General features: G+C 58.1%; 14 protein-coding genes. 13 read left to right on the top strand and 1 reads right to left on the bottom strand.

What is annotated here, in order from left to right:
• Positions 1-67 precede the first annotated feature (67 nt).
• The 13 genes from NUW13_00225 to NUW13_00165 all read left to right on the top strand — a co-directional run bounded on the left by NUW13_00225 (position 68) and on the right by NUW13_00165 (position 15,739).
• On the top strand, positions 68-2,143 hold the full coding sequence (locus tag NUW13_00225) for a right-handed parallel beta-helix repeat-containing protein (GenBank protein ID MCR4437460.1): 2,076 nt from the start codon (positions 68-70) through the stop codon (positions 2,141-2,143).
• 349 nt (positions 2,144-2,492) lie between these two features.
• A complete protein-coding gene (locus NUW13_00220; GenBank protein MCR4437459.1) occupies positions 2,493-3,743 on the top strand; it encodes a DUF4861 domain-containing protein in 1,251 nt (416 codons plus the stop codon).
• A gap of 90 nt (positions 3,744-3,833) precedes the next feature.
• Positions 3,834-4,664, top strand: coding sequence for a 5-dehydro-4-deoxy-D-glucuronate isomerase (gene kduI / locus NUW13_00215; protein MCR4437458.1), 831 nt, complete (start codon positions 3,834-3,836; stop codon positions 4,662-4,664).
• 31 nt (positions 4,665-4,695) lie between these two features.
• Positions 4,696-5,457, top strand: a complete 762-nt coding sequence (gene kduD / locus NUW13_00210; GenBank protein ID MCR4437457.1) for a 2-dehydro-3-deoxy-D-gluconate 5-dehydrogenase KduD — start codon at positions 4,696-4,698, stop codon at positions 5,455-5,457.
• Positions 5,458-5,610: 153 nt separating this feature from the next.
• Positions 5,611-6,582, top strand: coding sequence for a TRAP transporter substrate-binding protein (locus NUW13_00205; GenBank protein MCR4437456.1), 972 nt, complete (start codon positions 5,611-5,613; stop codon positions 6,580-6,582).
• Between the two features lie 11 nt (positions 6,583-6,593).
• Complete coding sequence (locus NUW13_00200; GenBank protein MCR4437455.1) at positions 6,594-7,106, top strand: TRAP transporter small permease; 513 nt, start codon at positions 6,594-6,596, stop codon at positions 7,104-7,106.
• A 44-nt stretch (positions 7,107-7,150) separates the two neighbouring features.
• The gene (locus tag NUW13_00195; GenBank protein MCR4437454.1) at positions 7,151-8,449 is read left to right on the top strand and encodes a TRAP transporter large permease; all 1,299 of its coding nucleotides are present in this window, start codon (positions 7,151-7,153) and stop codon (positions 8,447-8,449) included.
• A gap of 58 nt (positions 8,450-8,507) precedes the next feature.
• Positions 8,508-9,923 (top strand): glucuronate isomerase, encoded by a 1,416-nt coding sequence (uxaC, locus tag NUW13_00190; GenBank protein MCR4437453.1) that lies wholly within the window; start codon positions 8,508-8,510, stop codon positions 9,921-9,923.
• A 37-nt stretch (positions 9,924-9,960) separates the two neighbouring features.
• The gene (locus NUW13_00185) at positions 9,961-11,208 is read left to right on the top strand and encodes a tagaturonate epimerase family protein (protein ID MCR4437452.1); all 1,248 of its coding nucleotides are present in this window, start codon (positions 9,961-9,963) and stop codon (positions 11,206-11,208) included.
• 3 nt (positions 11,209-11,211) lie between these two features.
• Positions 11,212-11,991, top strand: coding sequence for a glucose 1-dehydrogenase (locus NUW13_00180; protein ID MCR4437451.1), 780 nt, complete (start codon positions 11,212-11,214; stop codon positions 11,989-11,991).
• A gap of 21 nt (positions 11,992-12,012) precedes the next feature.
• Entirely contained in the window at positions 12,013-13,422 is a 1,410-nt protein-coding gene (gene gndA / locus NUW13_00175; GenBank protein MCR4437450.1) for an NADP-dependent phosphogluconate dehydrogenase, read from the top strand.
• 11 nt (positions 13,423-13,433) lie between these two features.
• Positions 13,434-14,693: a lactate racemase domain-containing protein gene (locus NUW13_00170; protein ID MCR4437449.1), complete on the top strand. Its 1,260-nt coding sequence runs from the start codon at positions 13,434-13,436 to the stop codon at positions 14,691-14,693.
• A gap of 152 nt (positions 14,694-14,845) precedes the next feature.
• Entirely contained in the window at positions 14,846-15,739 is an 894-nt protein-coding gene (locus NUW13_00165) for an HAD hydrolase-like protein (protein MCR4437448.1), read from the top strand.
• Between the two features lie 91 nt (positions 15,740-15,830).
• On the opposite strand, the gene leuS is transcribed toward NUW13_00165, so the two are convergent.
• Positions 15,831-18,290, bottom strand: coding sequence for a leucine--tRNA ligase (gene leuS / locus NUW13_00160; GenBank protein MCR4437447.1), 2,460 nt, complete (start codon positions 18,288-18,290; stop codon positions 15,831-15,833).
• Positions 18,291-18,329: the final 39 nt, after the last annotated feature.

Genomic DNA, 18,329 nt, shown 5'->3' with positions numbered 1-18,329 from the left:
TGCGAGCGTGAGCGAGGGGGGCACTTTTGTACCCACTGGCTGCGAAATCAACATGCGCTGAGGAACGATGAAGTCTTCCCATCGCCGTGTACCGTCGCTTGTCGTGTTGAGTTTCTTGTTTCTGCTCGTAGTGGCCCGAGCACAGGAGCCTCCTTCTGGGCTACACGTGTATTGGGGCGAGATTCCCGAGGGCGACAGAGTGTTCTACATCGCCCCGCAAGGGGACAACAGCAATCCGGGCACGCTGGATCAACCCTGGGCAACGCTTGACTACGCCACCAATCAGGCGCTGCCCGGCGATGTGTTCGTGCTGCGCGGAGGGGTCTATTACCACAATGCGACCATCAAGATCTCCCGCCACGGCAGGGCAGAAAAGCCAATAACCGTCGTCGCCTACCCGGGAGAGACGCCAGTGCTTGATTTCTCGGGGCAGGCAGAAGAAGGGAGTCAGAACGGCATACGCCTCAATGGTTGGTACTGGCATGTCATCGGAATCACCGTGCGCTATGCCGGACACAACGGCATCCGCATGGACGGGAGCTACAACAAGCTGGAGCAGGTGACGGCATACGGCAACCGCGACACCGGCATTCACATGGCCGGAAATGCTTCCCACAACCTCATCAAGAACTGCGACAGCTTTTGGAACTTTGACAGGATTACCGCAGGCGAAAACGCAGACGGGTTCGGAGCAAAGTTTGACATCCTCCCGGGCAACTATTTCTACGGATGCCGCGCCTGGGAAAACGCAGACGACGGCTTTGACTTCTGGCGCGCAGCCAACAGGATCGTCGTAGAGAACTGCTGGGCGTTCCACAATGGCGACCCAGCGCTGTTCGGGAATCCCGCGAACTTTGGCGGGGACGGAAACGGCTTCAAATTGGGTGGCGATTATGTGCCTGGCGACCATGTCGTTGTGCGCTGCCTGGCCTTCGACAACCTCGGCCCGGCTCGACAGTCGAAAGGCTTCGACCACAACAACAACACAGGTGCCTTGACCTTGCTGCACAACACTGCCTACAACAACGGCAGGAACTTCTACTTTCCAAGAGACCCAATTCGAGGTCAGTCGGTATTCGTGAACAACCTCAGCGTAACTTCTTCGGTGCTGGCCACGGTGCCGCCGACTGCAGTGGTGGCCGGGAACAGCTGGCAAATTGGGGTGCCGCTCAATGAGGATGTGTTTCTCAGCATCGACACCCAGCTCGCAAAGTCGGCGCGGCACAGAGACGGCTCCCTGCCAGAGGTCGAGCTCCTCAGGCCAAGGCCGAGTAGTGCGGTTGTGGATCGTGGGGTCCTCTCTGGGCAGCCTTATTGCGGGAGTGCTCCTGACATTGGCGCCTACGAGGTCGAAGGGGGCGAGTGGCATGAGCCGTTTGTCGAGCGCGGCTCAGGCGCACGGATCAGGGAGCTCCTCGTCTACGATGTGGAGAACGCGCAGGACTGGGGCGTACGTTCCGATTTCGCGCAGGGCATCGACCCGTATGGCGACGGGACCACAACCGTGCTCTCGGTTCCCGAGGGATTGCGCGTCTGGGAATGGATTCAGACGTCCCCTGGTTCGCGGACCAAAAACTATCTGCTCACACTGGCCGAGTTTGTTGCCGAAGAGGCATGCGAGGTGCACGTGGCACATTCGGCCCGCATTGCCGCGAAACCTGAATGGCTGCAGGAATATGAATCTACCGGTCTGACCATCACTCTCACTGGCGCAGGGGGCTCGCAGGAGACGTTGGCCTTGTTCCGCAGGCTTACTCAGCCCGGAGAGAAGGTCAACCTCGGGCGCAATTCTAAGGATGGCACAGACGCGGCGGCCATGTACCTTGTTCTGGTCGGGTCGACGTCGCAAGGAGTTGTGAACGCCGACATCGCCGCGCCCACAACATTAGACCTGGTGGAGGCCTACCCGAATCCTTTCTCCGGCTCAACCACCATCCGGTATGAAGTTGCCACACCAGGCTACGTGGATGTGCGAGTGTTCGATGTGAGCGGAAGGCAAGTGGCCGTGCTCGCGCAAGGCCCCCACCAGCAGGGCACGTACTCTGTAAGTTGGGACACAGGGGCCCTTCCCCAGGGGGCCTATTTTTGCCGGCTTTGCACGGGGAAGAATCTCAGAGTGCAGAGGCTTCTCTTGCTCCGGTGAAGCCGGCTTGGCGCCCGGGAGCAGTCGGGAAGAGGAGCGCGTTCCTGTGCCTTCCTGTCGAAAAGGTTGAGGGGCACAAACCGCCCCCTGGAGAGTACGCCGAGTCATGGTGTCAGGAGGTTTTGCGGCGGGGTGGTGGTGTCGCTGGGCATTGTCTGAGCTTCTGGGCTCGTAGCGCCGCCCATTGCTTGGCAAATTGAGTTTTGCTACATTTGATGAGTACCCGAACGGTCTGGTGCCTGGGTGGCTGCCTTCTATGGGGCAAGAAACTGTGGGCGGTGCGGAGGAGACGCGAAGCCGTGGTCACAAGCGGCTGTCCCGAGAGGGCTACGATACAGGGAGGAAAACCATGCGGTCGTTGACGATTGCGCTGGGGGTAGCCTTGTTGGCGTGTGTGACGTGCGCCAGGTCCGACTTGCAACGCCTCTACCCGAAGTCGGTTGGCCTGCAGGTCCAGAACCCGACTGCGCTCCCCCGCAGCGACGAACTGCTAACTCTTGACATCGGCCGCATCCGGGAAAAGGCCCCAGATTTCAATCCCATGGCCTTTATGGTGTTCTGTGCTGGAAGAGAGATGCCAAGCCAGGCGGATGATTTGGACGGAGATGGACAATCGGAGAACATCACCGCCCTGCTGGACTTGCCGGCAAGCGGCAAGAGAGAGTTGCACCTATGGTACGCGCCAGAAGGTTCCCGAGAGCGGACCTACGCGAAAAGAACACAGGCAGAGCTCTCCGTCAAGACTGGCGGACAGTTCGTCGGGCGCAAGTACCTGGGCGGCCATTTTGTGAACGTGCGCTCGTTGCGTGTACCACAGGAGCACACCGACCATTCCGAATTCATCCGCTACGAAGGCCCTGGTTGGGAATCTGACTTGGTCGGATACCGCTTCTATCTGGATTGGAGGAATGCGATCGATGTCTTCGGGAAAAAGGTCCCTAAGATGATCCTCCAAGACGTGGGCCAGGATGGATTTGAGTCCTATCACCGGATGGCCGACTGGGGCATGGATATCCTTAAGGTGGGCGAATCGTTGGGCATCGGCTCTCTCGGCATATGGCTTGATGGCAAGGCACAGCGCGTGAGCACGACAGACAGCGTCACATGCGAAGTTGTGCTCAACGGACCGGTGCGATCTCTCATCAGGACCAGGTACTTCGGCTGGAAGGTAGGCGGCAAGTCCTATGATCTGGTGTCGGAACTCGGGATAGCGGCTGGCAGCCGCATAACCACCCACCGGGTGCACATTTCTGGTGACGCGCCCAACCTGTGCACAGGAATCGTTAAGGACCCTTCGGCAGAACTGTTGCGTTCGGGCAGCAAAGGGGACTGGGCATTCATGGCCACCTACGGTAGACAGAGCCTTGCAGGAGATAGCCTCGGGTTGGCAGTGCTTTTCAGAACAAAGGACCTTGTCGAATACGCAGAAGATGAGCACAGTCACGTGGTAGTATTGCGCCCTGAGAACGGCAGGCTGGGCTACGCTTTCTTGGCTGCCTGGGAGGGAGAGCCCTCGGGGATCAAAACGAAAGCGGAGTTTGTCAGGTACCTGGACGAGATGGTGGAAAGATTGGCCAACCCTGTGGTAGTGACGTACTGAGAGCGGTATGCGGAAGGGGAGCAGAGCAACACCCCTTCGGGTCCGATTGGCTCCCCGCGACGACAGCCTGTTAGCTTGGAGGAGATACTTGTGGAGATACGCTATCCTGCTGACCCGATTCGCTTCCGGCGGATGACCACCGAGGAGACACGAGACTCTTTCCTCGTGGACACCCTCTTTGTGCCTGAGGAAGTTGTCTTGCTCTATTCCGAAGTCGACAGGGCGGTAATCGGATCCGCCGTGCCGGTGACGAGACCACTCCGCCTCGGTGCATCGAAGGAACTGGCAGCAAGCTACTTTTGCGAGCGCCGCGAGGTCGGGGTTCTCAACGCGGGTGAGACCGGCATGGTCACCGTGGATGGGGAGATCTACGAGTTGCACAACAAGGACATGCTTTACATCGGCCAGGGGGCGAGAGACGTTTCATTTGAAAGCGAACGCCCAGAGGACCCGGCTGCCTTCTACTTACTCAGCTTCCCTGCCCATGCGGCTCTCCCTACCAGGAAGATGGCGATGGAAGAGGCCGAGGCGGTGTACCTTGGTCAGGCGGCCACCTGCAACGAGCGGACGATCTACAAATACATTCATCCAGGTGGGATCAAGAGCTGCCAGTTGGTGATGGGTGTCACGGTGCTTGCACAGGGGTCAAACTGGAATACCATGCCTCCGCACACTCATGAAAGACGCACCGAAATCTACCTCTACTTTGACATGGCTGAGGAGACGCGCGTTTTCCACTTTATGGGCGAGCCTGAAGAGACACGCCACATCGTGGTTGCCAATCGCCAGGCGGTCATTTCGCCAAGCTGGTCCATCCACGCTGGCGTGGGCACTGGGCCCTATTCCTTCTGCTGGGCTATGGGCGGCGAGAATCAGGCCTTCGAGGATATGGATGCCGTTGAAATGGCAAGGCTGAGGTAGCACGCCAAACAAGCCATTGTGTGAGGGAGAGATGATTCTTGACAAATTTCGCCTGGACGGGAAAGTCGCCATTGTCACCGGCGCTGCACGTGGACTGGGGCAGGCCATGGCCATCGGCCTGGCCGAAGCAGGGGCCGACGTGGTGGTTGTAGATGTCCTGGACATGGCACAGACCGCACGGCACATCGAGGAGCTGGGCAGACGGTGCACCGCGGTGACAGCGGATTTGCGAAAGATCGAAAGCGTCGACCCCATCGTGAGACAGGCCTTGGAGCACATGGGGTCCATTGACATACTGGTCAACAACGCCGGTATCATCAGGCGCGCCCCGGTGCTTGAATTCGAACTGAAGGACTGGGATGAGGTGATGGACGTCAATGTGCGCACGCTCTTTTTCCTCACCCAGGCGGTGGCAAAGGTGATGGTTCAGCAGGGGAGAGGGGGAAAAATCATCAACATTGCCTCGATGCTTTCTTTTCAAGGGGGAATCCTTGTGCCGTCATACACAGCCTCAAAGAGCGCGGTGATGGGTTTGACACGCCTGCTGGCCAATGAGCTCGCTCCCCACCACATCAATGTCAACGCGATTGCCCCAGGGTACATGGCCACCGACAACACGGCTCCCTTGCGTGCTGACCCCCTGCGCAGCAAGGCAATTCTCGAGCGGATCCCTGCAGGAAGATGGGGCGAACCAGAGGACCTGAAAGGTGTGGTCGTTTTCTTGGCATCCGAGGCCTCGTCCTACATGCACGGCTACACGGTGGCGGTGGACGGTGGATGGTTGGCGCGTTAGACGATTTCATCACGGCTTGCATCCCGACGTGCACGCCGGGTGCAAATGCCAAGAGGATTGGTGCAAGGTCGGTTCTCCCACTTGTTTTGAGTCCCCGCAGCGGAACTCTGAGACCGCATGGCCCGGGTCGTTTTGTCCAAAGGAAGCACCACCATGAGACGTGGTCTGCTGCTTGTCTTAATTGCAGCTCTCCTCATTTCTTGTTCGCAGTCCGGCGGGAGGACGCGCGTCCTGAAACTTGCGCACGCCCTGGACACTAACCACCCCGTGCACAAGGGCATGATGTACATGGCCGAACGCGTCGCCGAAAAGTCCCACGGGCGGCTCAGAGTTGATATTTACCCAAGCGGGCAGTTGGGCGACGAGAGGGAACTGATCGAGTTACTGCAGATCGGCAGCTTGTCCATGACCAAAGTGTCCACCGCCCCCTTGGAGGCCTTCGTTCCTGAGATGGAGGTATTTGGCATTCCATACGTGTTCAGGGACGACGAACACCGCTGGAAGTTGCTGCGTGGCGACATTGGCAGGAGATTGCTGCTGGCAGGGGAGAGGTTCCTGCTCCGCGGCATGTGCTACTACGACGCTGGCAGCCGCAGCTTCTATACGAAGAAAGTCCCGATTATGCAGCCAGGCGACCTCCGCGGGCTCAAGATTCGCGTCATGAATAGCCCAACTTCCTTCAGAATGATACAGGCGCTGGGTGGTTCGGCAACACCGATCCCGTGGGGTGAGCTCTACACCGCCCTCCAACAGGGTGTAGTGGACGGAGCAGAAAACAACCCGCCCAGCTTCTACTTCTCGCGTCATTACGAAGTCTGCAAGTACTACTGCCTGGACGAGCACACATCAATCCCCGACATTCTCCTGATGAGCACCACGGTGTGGCGGAGCCTTTCACCAGAGGAGCAAAAGTGGTTGCAGGAGGCGGTGGACGAGTCGGTGGACTACCAGCGAAGGCTTTGGCAGGAGTCCTCGGCGGAGGCCTTGCGGGAGGTGCAAAAGGCCGGGGTTCAGGTGCTGCACCCGGACAAGGCTGCGTTCCGGCAGGCCGTGCAGGAGATGTACGCTTCGTACAGAGGGACGCCTGTTTACGACCTGATTCAGGAAATTCAACGGGTCGAGTAGGGAGAGCTGCAATGACAAAGTTGACCAAATGCATCACCAACGCCCTCGGCATTTTCCTGAGTTTCCTCATGGCGACCATGGTGCTTGATGTGACATGGCAGGTGTTCACGCGCTTCATACTTCGCAATCCCAGTTCGTACACCGAGGAGCTGGCCAGGTTTCAGCTGATGTGGGTCGGTGTGCTTGGGGCCAGCTATGCGTACCGCACCAAGGCACACTTAGGCATCGACGTGCTGGCCACAAAGCTGACAGGCACCAAAAGGAGAATTCTTGAGGTGGCGATAAACCTTTCGGTACTTTTCTTCGCCCTGTTCGTGATGGTGGTTGGCGGGGTACGTTTGGTACAGCTCACCTTCACTCTCGGACAGGTGTCTACCGCCCTGGGGGTGCCAATGGGGTACGTCTACTCGGTACTGCCGATTTCGGGTTTTCTCATGATCTACTTCGCCCTTCATTTCATCGTGGAAGCGTTGCGTGAAGAGCGAGCCCCTGCTGTTGACAGTCAGGTCGGGGAACCCACCTAAGGAATGCACCTGAGGGCGGCAGAACAGAGGAGGGAGTCTACGCAATGGATCTGTCGGTGGTAACGCTGGTGGTGAGCTTTGTTCTTCTGCTCGCTATGAACGTGCCCATAGCGATCGCCATCAGTATCGCGACAACCTTGACGATGCTCTTCACCATCAGCCCCCTGCCGGCTCTCACGACCGTTGCCCAGCGTATGGCCACCGGGATCAACAGCTTCACGCTGTTGGCCATTCCTTTTTTCATCCTGTCCGGTCAGCTTATGGGCAGAGGGGGGATTGCCAGGCGCCTCATTGACCTCGCTAAGGCCCTGGTAGGGATGCTCCCCGGAGGGTTGGCGTACGTCAACATCCTCGCCTGCATGTTTTTTGGGGCCATTTCCGGATCCGCGGCTGCGGCCACCTCAGCAATCGGTGGCTTCATGATTCCGACCATGAAGAGGGAGGGGTATGACGTCAACTTTAGCACCGCAGTTACAGTGACAGGAGCGACCACGGGGCTGCTCATCCCCCCATCGAACGTGCTGATTGTCTATTCATTGGCCAGTGGAGGTGTGTCCATCGCGGCTCTCTTCATCGCCGGTTACCTGCCCGGGATTCTCTTGGGCTTAGGTCTGATCGCCGTGGCTGGGGCAATTGCGGTAGTTAAGAAGTACCCGGTCGGCGAGAAGGTCGCAGTCCTCGAGGGTCTCCGTAGACTTTTGGATGCAATTCCCAGCCTCCTGCTCATTGTCGTCGTCATCGGCGGCATTATCGCCGGCTTTTTCACTGCTACGGAAGCAAGCGGGATTGCCGTCCTCTACTCCTTCGTCCTCTCGGTGGCGCTCTATCGAGAAGTGAGGATGCGCGAGCTGCCGCAGATCCTCCTCAAGACGGTTGAGACGACTGCCATCGTCATGCTGCTGATTGGAGCCTCCTCGGGAATGTCCTGGATTCTTTCCTACGAAAATATTCCGCAGAATGTCAGTGCGGCCCTTATTGCTCTCACCGACAGCAAAGTAGCTATCTTGCTCATCATCAACATTGTTTTGCTCATCGTCGGCACGTTCATGGACATGACCCCGGCAGTCCTTATCTTCACGCCGATCTTCTTGCCCGTGGTCGTTCGCCTTGGCATGAGTCCGCTCCACTTTGGCATTGTCTTGGTTCTGAACCTTTGCATAGGCCTGTGTACTCCGCCGGTCGGCTCGGTGCTCTTCTTGGGATGTGGCGTGGGCAACACGAGCATTGCCCGCATCACGCGCACGCTGGTGCCGTTGTATCTGGGCATGATCGTCGTCTTGCTCATCGTCACCTACGTGCCCTGGCTCAGCTTGTCCTTGCCCAAGCTCTTTGGATACCACTGACCACCTGAACCCCTGGCTGCTCGCTCAACATGATGCCAGGACACTTTCGGGAGAATCGATGAGGAAAAAAAGGACGCTTGCTGCTGACCGCTTCTTCGACCCGGATCGGAAGACACGCAAAATCGCGCGGTCGCTCTACGACGGCGTCAGGGACCTCCCCATAGTCAGCCCGCATGGCCATGTGGACCCGCGCATTTTCGCCGAGAACCGTCCTTTCCCTGACCCCACGGAGCTGATCCTTATGCCGGACCACTACATCTTCCGCATGCTCTATTCGCAGGGCATCCCACTGGAGTGGCTGGGCATCCCCACTGTGGACGGAACGCCTGTGGAGACCGACCACCGCAAGATTTGGCAGCGTTTCGCCGATCACTATTTCCTGTTTGCGGGTACGCCCACTTCCCTGTGGCTCGAGTACGTGTTCGCAGAGGTGTTTGGGGTCAGCAAGAAGCTGGACAGCAGTTCCGCGATGCAGATCTACGATGAGATGTCGGAGAAGCTGCGCAGTCCGGAGTTCTTGCCTCGTTCTCTCTTCGAGCGATTCAACATAGAGGTGCTCACCACCACTGATGCGGCAACCGATACGCTTGAACACCACCGCAGGATCAGGGAGTCGGGTTGGCAGGGCAGAGTAATTCCCTGTTTTCGGCCGGACGGAGTGACCGACCTCTTGGCGAAAGGGTGGAGGGAGAACATCGGCAAGCTGAGTGAGGTGAGCGGCATCGAAATAGTTGCGTATGCGAAGTTCCTCGAAGCGCTGGAAGAACGGAGACGTTTTTTCAAGTCAATGGGGGCCGTATCCACCGACCATGCCGTTGAGACTCCCCTTACGCATGAGCTGAGCCGGCGACAGGCTGAGGTCATCTTTCAACGTGCCCTCAAAGGAAAGGCAACAGCCCAGGACGCTGCGCAATTCACGGCGCACATGCTGATGGAATATGCGCGCATGAGCATCGAGGACGGATTGGTAATGCAGATCCATCCCGGCTGTTTTCGCAACCACAACCAGTTTGTTTTTCGCCGCTTTGGTCCGGACAAGGGGTGTGACATCCCAGTGGCAACAGAGTACACCAGAAACCTCCACGAACTATTGAACAAATACGGGAATGACACCCGCCTGACACTGATTGTCTTCACATTGGATGAGTCGGCCTATTCCAGGGAGCTGGCTCCCTTGGCCGGGCACTACCCTGCAATGCGCCTTGGGCCTCCCTGGTGGTTCCACGATAGCATCGAAGGAATGATGCGCTTCCGGAAGATGGTGACCGAGACGGCCGGCTTCTACAACACGGTGGGCTTCAACGATGACACCCGGGCCTTTCCATCCATCCCGGCTCGACATGACCTGGCGCGGCGAATGGACTGCAACTTCTTAGCTGGTTTGGTGGCGCGCAAGATAATCGACATGGACCAAGCCAAGAGGCTGAGCCGCGCCCTGGCCTACGATCTCCCGAAGCAGGCGTACAAACTCTGAAGGGCAGAGAATGTGCGGCGCAATAGGTGAAACGAACATGGAGCTGGGAAAATACTCATTCGGTCTCGGAGACCGTTTCGGTTTGCAAGGGAAGGCGCTTCTCCAGGCCGTGATCGAAGCCCGGGCGCTGGGTGTGGAGATCACGCCGGTGTGGAACAAGTCCTACCGGGAGCACCTCATTGTCGGCAGCACGCCTGCAGAAACGCGGAAAGAAGCAGATGAGGCCGTGCAGGCCCTGGCGTGGAAAGGGCCTTACTTCGTCGACGCTGACCATGTCACGGCCAAGAGCGTCACCTTCTTTGTGCAATACTGCGACTTTTTCACGATTGATGTAGCCGAGCAGATAGGCAAACCACCACTGCCCGGCCGCCTCGAGGATTTTCTGAGACGCAATGAGAAATACCTGGGCGAACTGACAATCTCCAGCGGCGCGCGGTTCCACATAACGAGGGCCGAGTTGGAGCAGATCGGTCGCCGCTACTTGGCCGCCATCGATGAGGCGGAAGAGGTCTACCGTCTGATAGCCCTCCACAGGAAGGGCGCGCCTTTTGTCCTTGAGTTGTCCATGGACGAGACCGCTGAGCCGCAACATCCTGTCGAACTCTTCTTCCTGCTTTCGGAGGTGGCGCGGAGAGGGATCCCCCTTGCCACCATTGCGCCGAGGTTCCCCGGAAAGCTCTACAAGGGCGTGGACTATGAGGGGAACGTGGAGGATTGTGCGCGACACTTTGCTCTCATGCTCGAGACTCTGCAGTTGGCAATCGGGGAGTTCGCTCTTCCAAAGACTCTGAAGTTGAGTCTGCATTCTGGAAGCGACAAGTTTTCCCTCTACGGGCCGATTAGGGAGGCCCTGCTCAGGTACGATGCGGGCCTGCACATTAAGACCGCGGGGACAACGTGGCTTGAGGAGTTGGCAGGGCTGGCAGAGGTCGGCAGCGACGGCCTCACTGCCGCAAAGGAGGTCTACCGCAAAGCCTACCAGCGGCTTGAAGAATTGGTCACGCCTTACTCGGCAGTCACGAGGATTGCTCCCCAGAAACTGCCTGACCCGGCGGAAGTAGACCGGTGGAGCGAGCAAGAGTTCCTATCTGCCTTGCGAAATGACCCAGGGAACGCTCGTTTTAATGCGGATTTTCGGCAGCTACTTCATGTGGCCTACAAGATACCCGCAGAGATGGGAACCCGCTACACCGCCCTCGTGTTGAAGCATGAGGATACCATTTCGGCCAACGTGACGAAGAACCTTCTGCAGCGTCATATTCGACCTCTTTTTGTCGGAGAGTGAAACATGGGTTACCTCGAGGATTTGTTCGGTTTGGACGGCAAGGTTGCGGTCGTCGTCGGCGGAGGTGGTGTGCTCGGCGGTGCCATGTGCCTGGCTCTGGCAAAGGCCGGTGCGAGAGTGGTCGTGGTTGACCTGGACTTGGAGAAAGCTTCGGCACGAGCCGCCGAGATAGCTGCGCTGGGCAGGGAGGCCATCGCGCTGCGCGCAGATGCCGCAAACAAGAGCGACCTGGCAGCCGCGGCCCAGGCAGTTGAAGAGGCCTTCCACCGGGTTGACATCCTCATCAACGCGCCAGGGATAAACTCTGCCACGCCGTTCTTCGAGATTGGCGAAGAAGAGTGGAACAAGATTCTCGACGTCAATCTGAAGAGCATGTTTCTCGCTTGCCAGATTTTTGGCAGGAAGATGATCGAGCAGGGAGAAGGGGGGAGCATCATCAACATCTCTTCGGCCTCGTCTGGACCTCCGCTGTCGAAAGTTTTCACGTACAGCATTTCCAAGGCCGGAGTGAACAATCTGACGCAGTCTCTGGCAAGGGAGTGGGCCCCGCACAGGGTGCGTGTTAACGCAATTGCCCCGGGCTTTTTCCCGGCGGAGCAGAATCGGAGACTGCTCACCGAGGACCGCACTAAGGCCATCTTCAGTCACACGCCGATGAGGCGGTTCGGCGAACCGGAAGAACTTGCCGGAGCAGTGCTGTGGCTGGCTTCAGAGAAGGCCTCGTCTTTCGTCACCGGGGCGATCGTTCGCGTGGACGGCGGGTTCTCAGCAATGACTATCTGAGGGAAAAGAAAGAGGCAAAAGATGGACAAGCACCTCATTGGCGTGATTGGCCTGGGAGTAATGGGCCAGAACCTTGCTTTGAACCTGGAGCGCCACGGTTACTCCGTCGCCGGCTTTGACCTTGATGAGAAGAAGAGGCTGGAGTTCAGCCGCAAAGTAGCGGGCAAGAAGGCTGCCGCTTACCCCACGCTCGAGGAGTTTGTTGTGCACCTGGAGGTCCCCAGGAAGATCCTCATAATGGTGCCGGCAGGCCAGGCGATCGACGCCGTCATCAGCAGTCTGAGAGGGCAGCTTGCCGCCGGGGACATCCTCATCGATGGCGGGAACAGCCACTTCCTGGATACCGAACGCCGCCTAAGAGAGCTTGAGGGGACAGGCATACTTTTCGTTGGCAGCGGCATCAGCGGTGGTGAAGAAGGAGCCCTTTGGGGCCCAGCCATCATGCCGGGAGGCAACCCCCTAGCGTGGCCCCATCTCCGCGAGATGCTTCAGGCTATCGCCGCGAAGGCCGACGATGGAACCCCGTGTTGTACCTGGATCGGGCCTGGCGGCGCTGGGCACTTCATCAAGATGGTGCACAACGGCATAGAGTACGCCGACATGCAGATGATCAGCGAGGCGTATTTCCTCATGGCGCGGCTCCTCGCCCTCAGCGCGGAAGAGATGTCTGTTGTTTTTGAAAACTGGAACGCTGGCCCCCTCAAGAGCTATTTGATTGAAATCACCGCCCGGGTGTTGCGCAAGAGAGATGAGGAAACGGGCAAACCGCTGGTTGAACTCATTCTAGATACTGCAGAGCAGAAGGGGACAGGGAAGTGGACCAGCCAGGCCGCTCTTGACCTCGGTGTGCCGGCGCAGACAATTGCCGAGGCGGTCTTGGCCCGCATGCTGAGCGCCTTGAAGGAAGAACGCGTACGGGCCGCGGACCAGCTATCTGGCCCAAGACCTGTTCCTGCGAAGGACAGGGACGAGTTCATCGAGAAGATACGCCAGGCTCTTTACGCGGCAAAAATCTGCTCCTATGCTCAAGGCTTCCAGATAATGCGGGCTGCCGACCGCGACTACTGGTGGCATTTCGATTTTGGCGCGATCGCTTCCGTATGGCGGGCGGGCTGCATCATTCGCGCACAGTTCCTGGACAGGATCAGGGAAGCCTACCAAAGAGCATCCGACCTGGCCAATCTAATGCTGGATGCGTATTTCCGCGAGGCGCTGCACAGTTGCCAACAAGCGTGGAGGGAAGTTATTGTGCGGGCGGTGGAGAACGGAATCCCTTGTCCGGCTCTGGGTAGTGCCCTTGCCTACTACGATGGCTACCGGAGCGCGGTATTGCCTGCCAATTTGATTCAGGCGCAGCGCGACTACTTTGGAGCACACACGTACCGACGAGTCGACAAGCCGGGCGTATTTCACACCGTGTGGACAGACTGAAAGAGGAGACCATGCTCATCGGAAGGGGAGATCCCGAAGGGTTCCTTTCGGAAAAAGAGGTTCGCGAGATAGCCCTCGATGCGCTTTCGCAGCTGCAGTTGGCGAACAAGCGCGTGCTCGTGATAATCCCGGACCTCACTCGCAATGCGCCCATTCCGCTGTTCTTCAGGCTCCTTCTCGAGGCGGTGCGACCCACAGTGAAGTCCCTTGACTTCATGATTGCGCTGGGGACGCACCAGCCCCTCAGCGCGGATAGGATTGCTGAGCGCGTCGGTGTATCGACCTCAGAGGTGCAGACGTGTTACAAAGACATCTGCTTCATCAACCATGCTTACGACAAGGCCGATCAATTGAGCCTTATCGGCACCATCTCCAAAGAGGAGATCGGGGAAATCTCTGGGGGACTACTGAAAGAAGCGGCCCGAGTCACCGTCGCGAGCGCGCTTTTCGACTATGATTTGCTTCTCATTCTAAGTCCTGTCGTCCCCCACGAAGTCGCCGGGTTTTCTGGGGGGAACAAGTACCTTTTCCCAGGGGTCTCAGGGGCAGAGTTCATTAGCTTTTTTCATTGGCTTTCAGCAATCATCACAAATCTTGTTCTAAATGGCATTAGGGACAATCCAATAAGAAGACTGCTTGATCGCGCTGCTTCCTTTCTGCCCGTGCCTCGGTTGTACTTCAACATGGTGTACCACCAGGGTGCGCTCAAGGGCCTCTATGTGGGAGACAATGAGGAGGCTTGGTCGAGGGCGGCTGATCTGTCGGCGAGGGTCCACATTCGCTACGTCGATGGGCCCTACACTCGGGTGCTGGGCATTGCGCCTCCCAACTACGAGGACCTCTGGGTGGCAGGTAAGGTCATGTACAAGCTGGAGCCTGTGGTGGCCGACGGGGGAGAGCTCATCGTCTGTGCCCCGCACATTTCGGAAATCTCATACACACACGGCGCAACATTGCGACGGATTGGCTATCACGTTCGCGACTATTATCTGGCACAGATGGAACGCTTTAGTGACGTCCCGCGTGGCGTGCTCGCGCACTCGACGCATGTGAAAGGGGCGGGCAGCTACGAGGGTGGCGTAGAGCGGCCCAGAATCAACGTGTCTCTCGCGACCGCCATTCCCGAAGATACCTGCAGGCAGATTAACCTTGGGTATCGCGACTGGCGAACAATTGACCTCGATGAGTGGCGGAACCGGGAGCAGGACGGGGTGCTGCTCGTGGAAAAGGCCGGAGAAGTGCTCTACAGGCTGCGGACAACCCAGCCGTAAGGAGTACGAGCGCTCGGTCACCGAGTGGGTATAGGCGCGAGCGGGTCGTTTCGGTGTGGTGGTTGCAGATATGAGCCTGGCGAGCCCGCTTGGGCGAGCTCTCGCGCATTGCAACCAATCGCAGACAGGGATGATGAGCAGGAGCTGAAACGATGGAAGTGGCAAGTGAGGCGCGGAAGGTTTTGGCAGACTTCACTCCAAGACACGAGTTTTTCGTTGGCATCGACTCGGATGGGTGCGTGTTCGATTCCATGGAGATCAAACACAAAGAGTGTTTCATTCCGAACATTATCAAGTTCTGGGGCTTGCAACCCGTGGCGAAGTACGCGCGGGAAGCAGCTGAGTTTGTTAATCTCTACTCGCAGTGGCGTGGGGCCAACCGTTTTCCGGCGCTCGTCAAGGCGCTTGACTTGTTGCGGGAGCATCCAGAGGTGCAGCGGCGGAAGTTCGTGGTGCCTGATGTGACTGCCCTGCGGAAATTCATAGAATCTGGCGTGCCATTGGGTAACCCTGCACTGCGACAGGCAGTGGCGTCTACCAACGACCCGGTGCTTGTGAGGACGCTGCAGTGGAGCGAGGCAGTGAATGCCTCGGTAGCGGACATTGTCCACGGTGTGCCGCCCTTTCCACTTGTGCGGGAGAGCCTCGAGAGGCTCTCGCAGCACGCCGATATCATGGTGGTGTCGGGGACGCCGGGAGAAGCCCTGCAGCGGGAGTGGCAAGAACACGACATTGCGCGCTTTGCGGCCATGATTGCCGGCCAAGAGGTCGGCAGCAAGAAGGAACAGCTCAGGCTGGCCACGCAGGGCCGGTACGCTCCAGGTCGGATGCTGATGGTGGGCGACGCTCCTGGCGACCTTGAAGCGGCGCGCGCGAACAATTTCCTTTTCTACCCGATCATACCCGGCCGAGAGGAAGACTGTTGGGCGCGATTCTACAACGAAATAATCGACCAGTTCTTGGCCGGCAAGTACACGGCCGAGCTGGAAGCGGAGTTCGTTGGGGAGTTCCGGGCGCGCTTGCCTGAGAGGCCACCCTGGTGCTGAATTGCTGAGGAGGGGAGGGGTTAGTGAAGCAGGACGCAGTGCACTATAACACGCGTTATGTTACATCGGCCCGCTCCCCTTTTCCCGACCCTCAACCCACCACCACATTTACTAACTTGTCCGGTACGACGACTACTCGACGGATACTCTTCTCACCAACAAACTTACGCACGCGCTCATCACGCAGCGCCAGCTCCTTGAGCGCCTCTTCGGATGAACCGCGCTGCACAGACGCCGAGGAGCGAAGCTTGCCGTTGACCTGAAAGACCACAGTGACCATGTCCCGCGTGGCTAACTTCTCGTCGTAGATCGGCCACCCGGAATCAAACACGCTATAAGCTCCCTCAATCTGTTCCCAAAGCTCTTCGCCGAGGTGCGGCGCAAATGGCGCCAAGCATTGTATCAGTGTCCGCACCGCTCCAGTCAACACTTGCTCATTCTGTTGCTCGACGGGCACCTGTTCGATGTACGAGTAGATACCCGAGACAAATTCCATGAGCCGGCTGATGGCTGTGTTGAAATGGAATCGTTCCAGGTCCTGTGTCACGGCCTTGACCGTACGATGCTGGAGGTGAAGCAACTCGCTGCTCCGCTCGCTCTCGTTGCCACGCGGCGGCCGCTCGCGGAACATTTGCACAAGCCGCCAGACTCGGTTCAGGAAACGATATACACCGGCGATGCCTTCGTCGCTCCAGTCGCCGCCCTCGGTGTAGTCTCCCATGAACATCATGAACATGCGGAAGGTATCCGACCCGTAGCGATCGCGGTACGGTTCCGGGTTAATTACGTTGCCGTGCGATTTGGACATCTTGGCGCCGCGGTTGGTAATAATGCCTTGATGGACCAGGCGCACGAAAGGCTCGTCGAATTTGACCAGGCCCATGTCTTTGAGAGCCATAGTGAAAAAGCGCGCGTACAGCAGATGCATAACAGCGTGCTCAGCACCACCGACGTACTGGTCCACGGGCAGCCATTTGTCCGCGATCTCTGGGTCGAAGGGGCGGTCGTCGCAGTGCGGACTGGGAAACCTTAGGAAGTACCACGAAGAGCAGACGAAGGTGTCCATGGTGTCCACTTCGCGGCGGGCGGCTCCACCACACTGCGGGCACGTCGTGTTGACGAACTCGGGTACGGTGGCCAGAGGCGACTCACCCTGGCCGGTAAACTTCACGTTCTGTGGGAGGAGTACCGGCAAATCCCTTTCGGGAACAGGGACTATGCCACACTTTTCGCAATAGACAATGGGAATCGGCGCACCCCAATACCTCTGCCGGGAAATCAGCCAGTCCCGAAGCTTGTAGGTGACCCTAAAGTCCGCCATCCCTTGACGCTGCAAAGCCTGCACGATTGCTTTGCCGCCAAGTTCCCAGTCCATACCCGAAAATTCACCGGAATTGACGAGCACCCCTGGCCCTTCGTAAGCACGGTCCGTGGGCAAGAGCTCGCCCTCTGGAGGTGCGACGACCTGGACGATCGGCAGTCCATACTTGACGGCAAACTCATAGTCCCTTTGATCATGGGCTGGCACCGCCATCACCGCGCCAGTGCCGTACGAAAGCAACACATAATCGGCAATCCAGATGGGAATGTCACGGCCATTTATCGGGTTGATGGTGAAGGCGCCGGTGAAAACGCCCGTCTTCTCCTTTTCAGTACTGGTTCTCTCGATTTCGCTCTTTCTGCGGCACCACTCCACGTAGTCCCGGACCTGATCCCGTTGCCATTCTGTGGTGACCATCTCGACCAAAGGATGCTCCGGGGCAAGCACCATGTAGGTGGCCCCGAACAGGGTGTCCGGACGCGTGGTGAACACCTCGACGGCGGCATCATGACCTTTGACGGGGAAGCGAATCTGAGCGCCTTCGCTGCGCCCAATCCAGTTGCGCTGCATGGTGATGGTCTTCTCCGGCCACTGCAGTCTCTTGTGACCTTCCAGGAGGCGCTCTGCGTAGTTGGTGATGCGGAAAAACCACTGCTCGAGGTCGCGGCGAGTGACCTCAGTCGAGCAACGCTCGCAGCGACCATCGATCACCTGTTCGTTGGCAAGCACGGTCCTGCACTGCGGGCACCAGTTCACGGGTGCCTTGGCCCTGTAGGCCAGCCCATGTTCATAAAGCTTTAGGAAGAACCACTGGGTCCATTTGTAGTACCGCGGGGAACTGGTGTCGATTTCCTTTTCCCAGTCGTACATTGCGCCGAAGCGCTCAAGTTGCTTGCGAATGTAGCGGATGTTCTCCGCGGTGCTAATTGCCGGATGTACGCCCTTCTTTATGGCATAGTTCTCGGCAGGCAGGCCGAATGCGTCGTATCCCATGGGCTCAAAAACATTGTAACCCTGCATCCGCTTGAAACGTGCCCAGCTGTCGGTAGGCGCATAGTTGTACCAGTGACCGATGTGCAGCTTGTCCGCAGACGGATACAGGAACATCACCAGGCAATAGAGCTTCTTTTCCGTCTTGGACATGTCGGTGCGGTAGAGGCCGGTTTCCTGCCACCTCCGCTGCCACTTTTCCTCGATCTCGGCGAATGGATAACCACCTTTCCTGCTCACATCAACCTCCTGGTGTCAATATCTGCACCTTAAAGAAAA

The organism is candidate division KSB1 bacterium, assembly GCA_024655945.1.
Classification (GTDB): Bacteria; Zhuqueibacterota; Zhuqueibacteria; order JANLFK01; family Oleimicrobiaceae; genus Oleimicrobium.
Note: the sequence above shows the minus strand (reverse complement) of the source record. Positions and strands in the feature narration are given on the sequence as shown.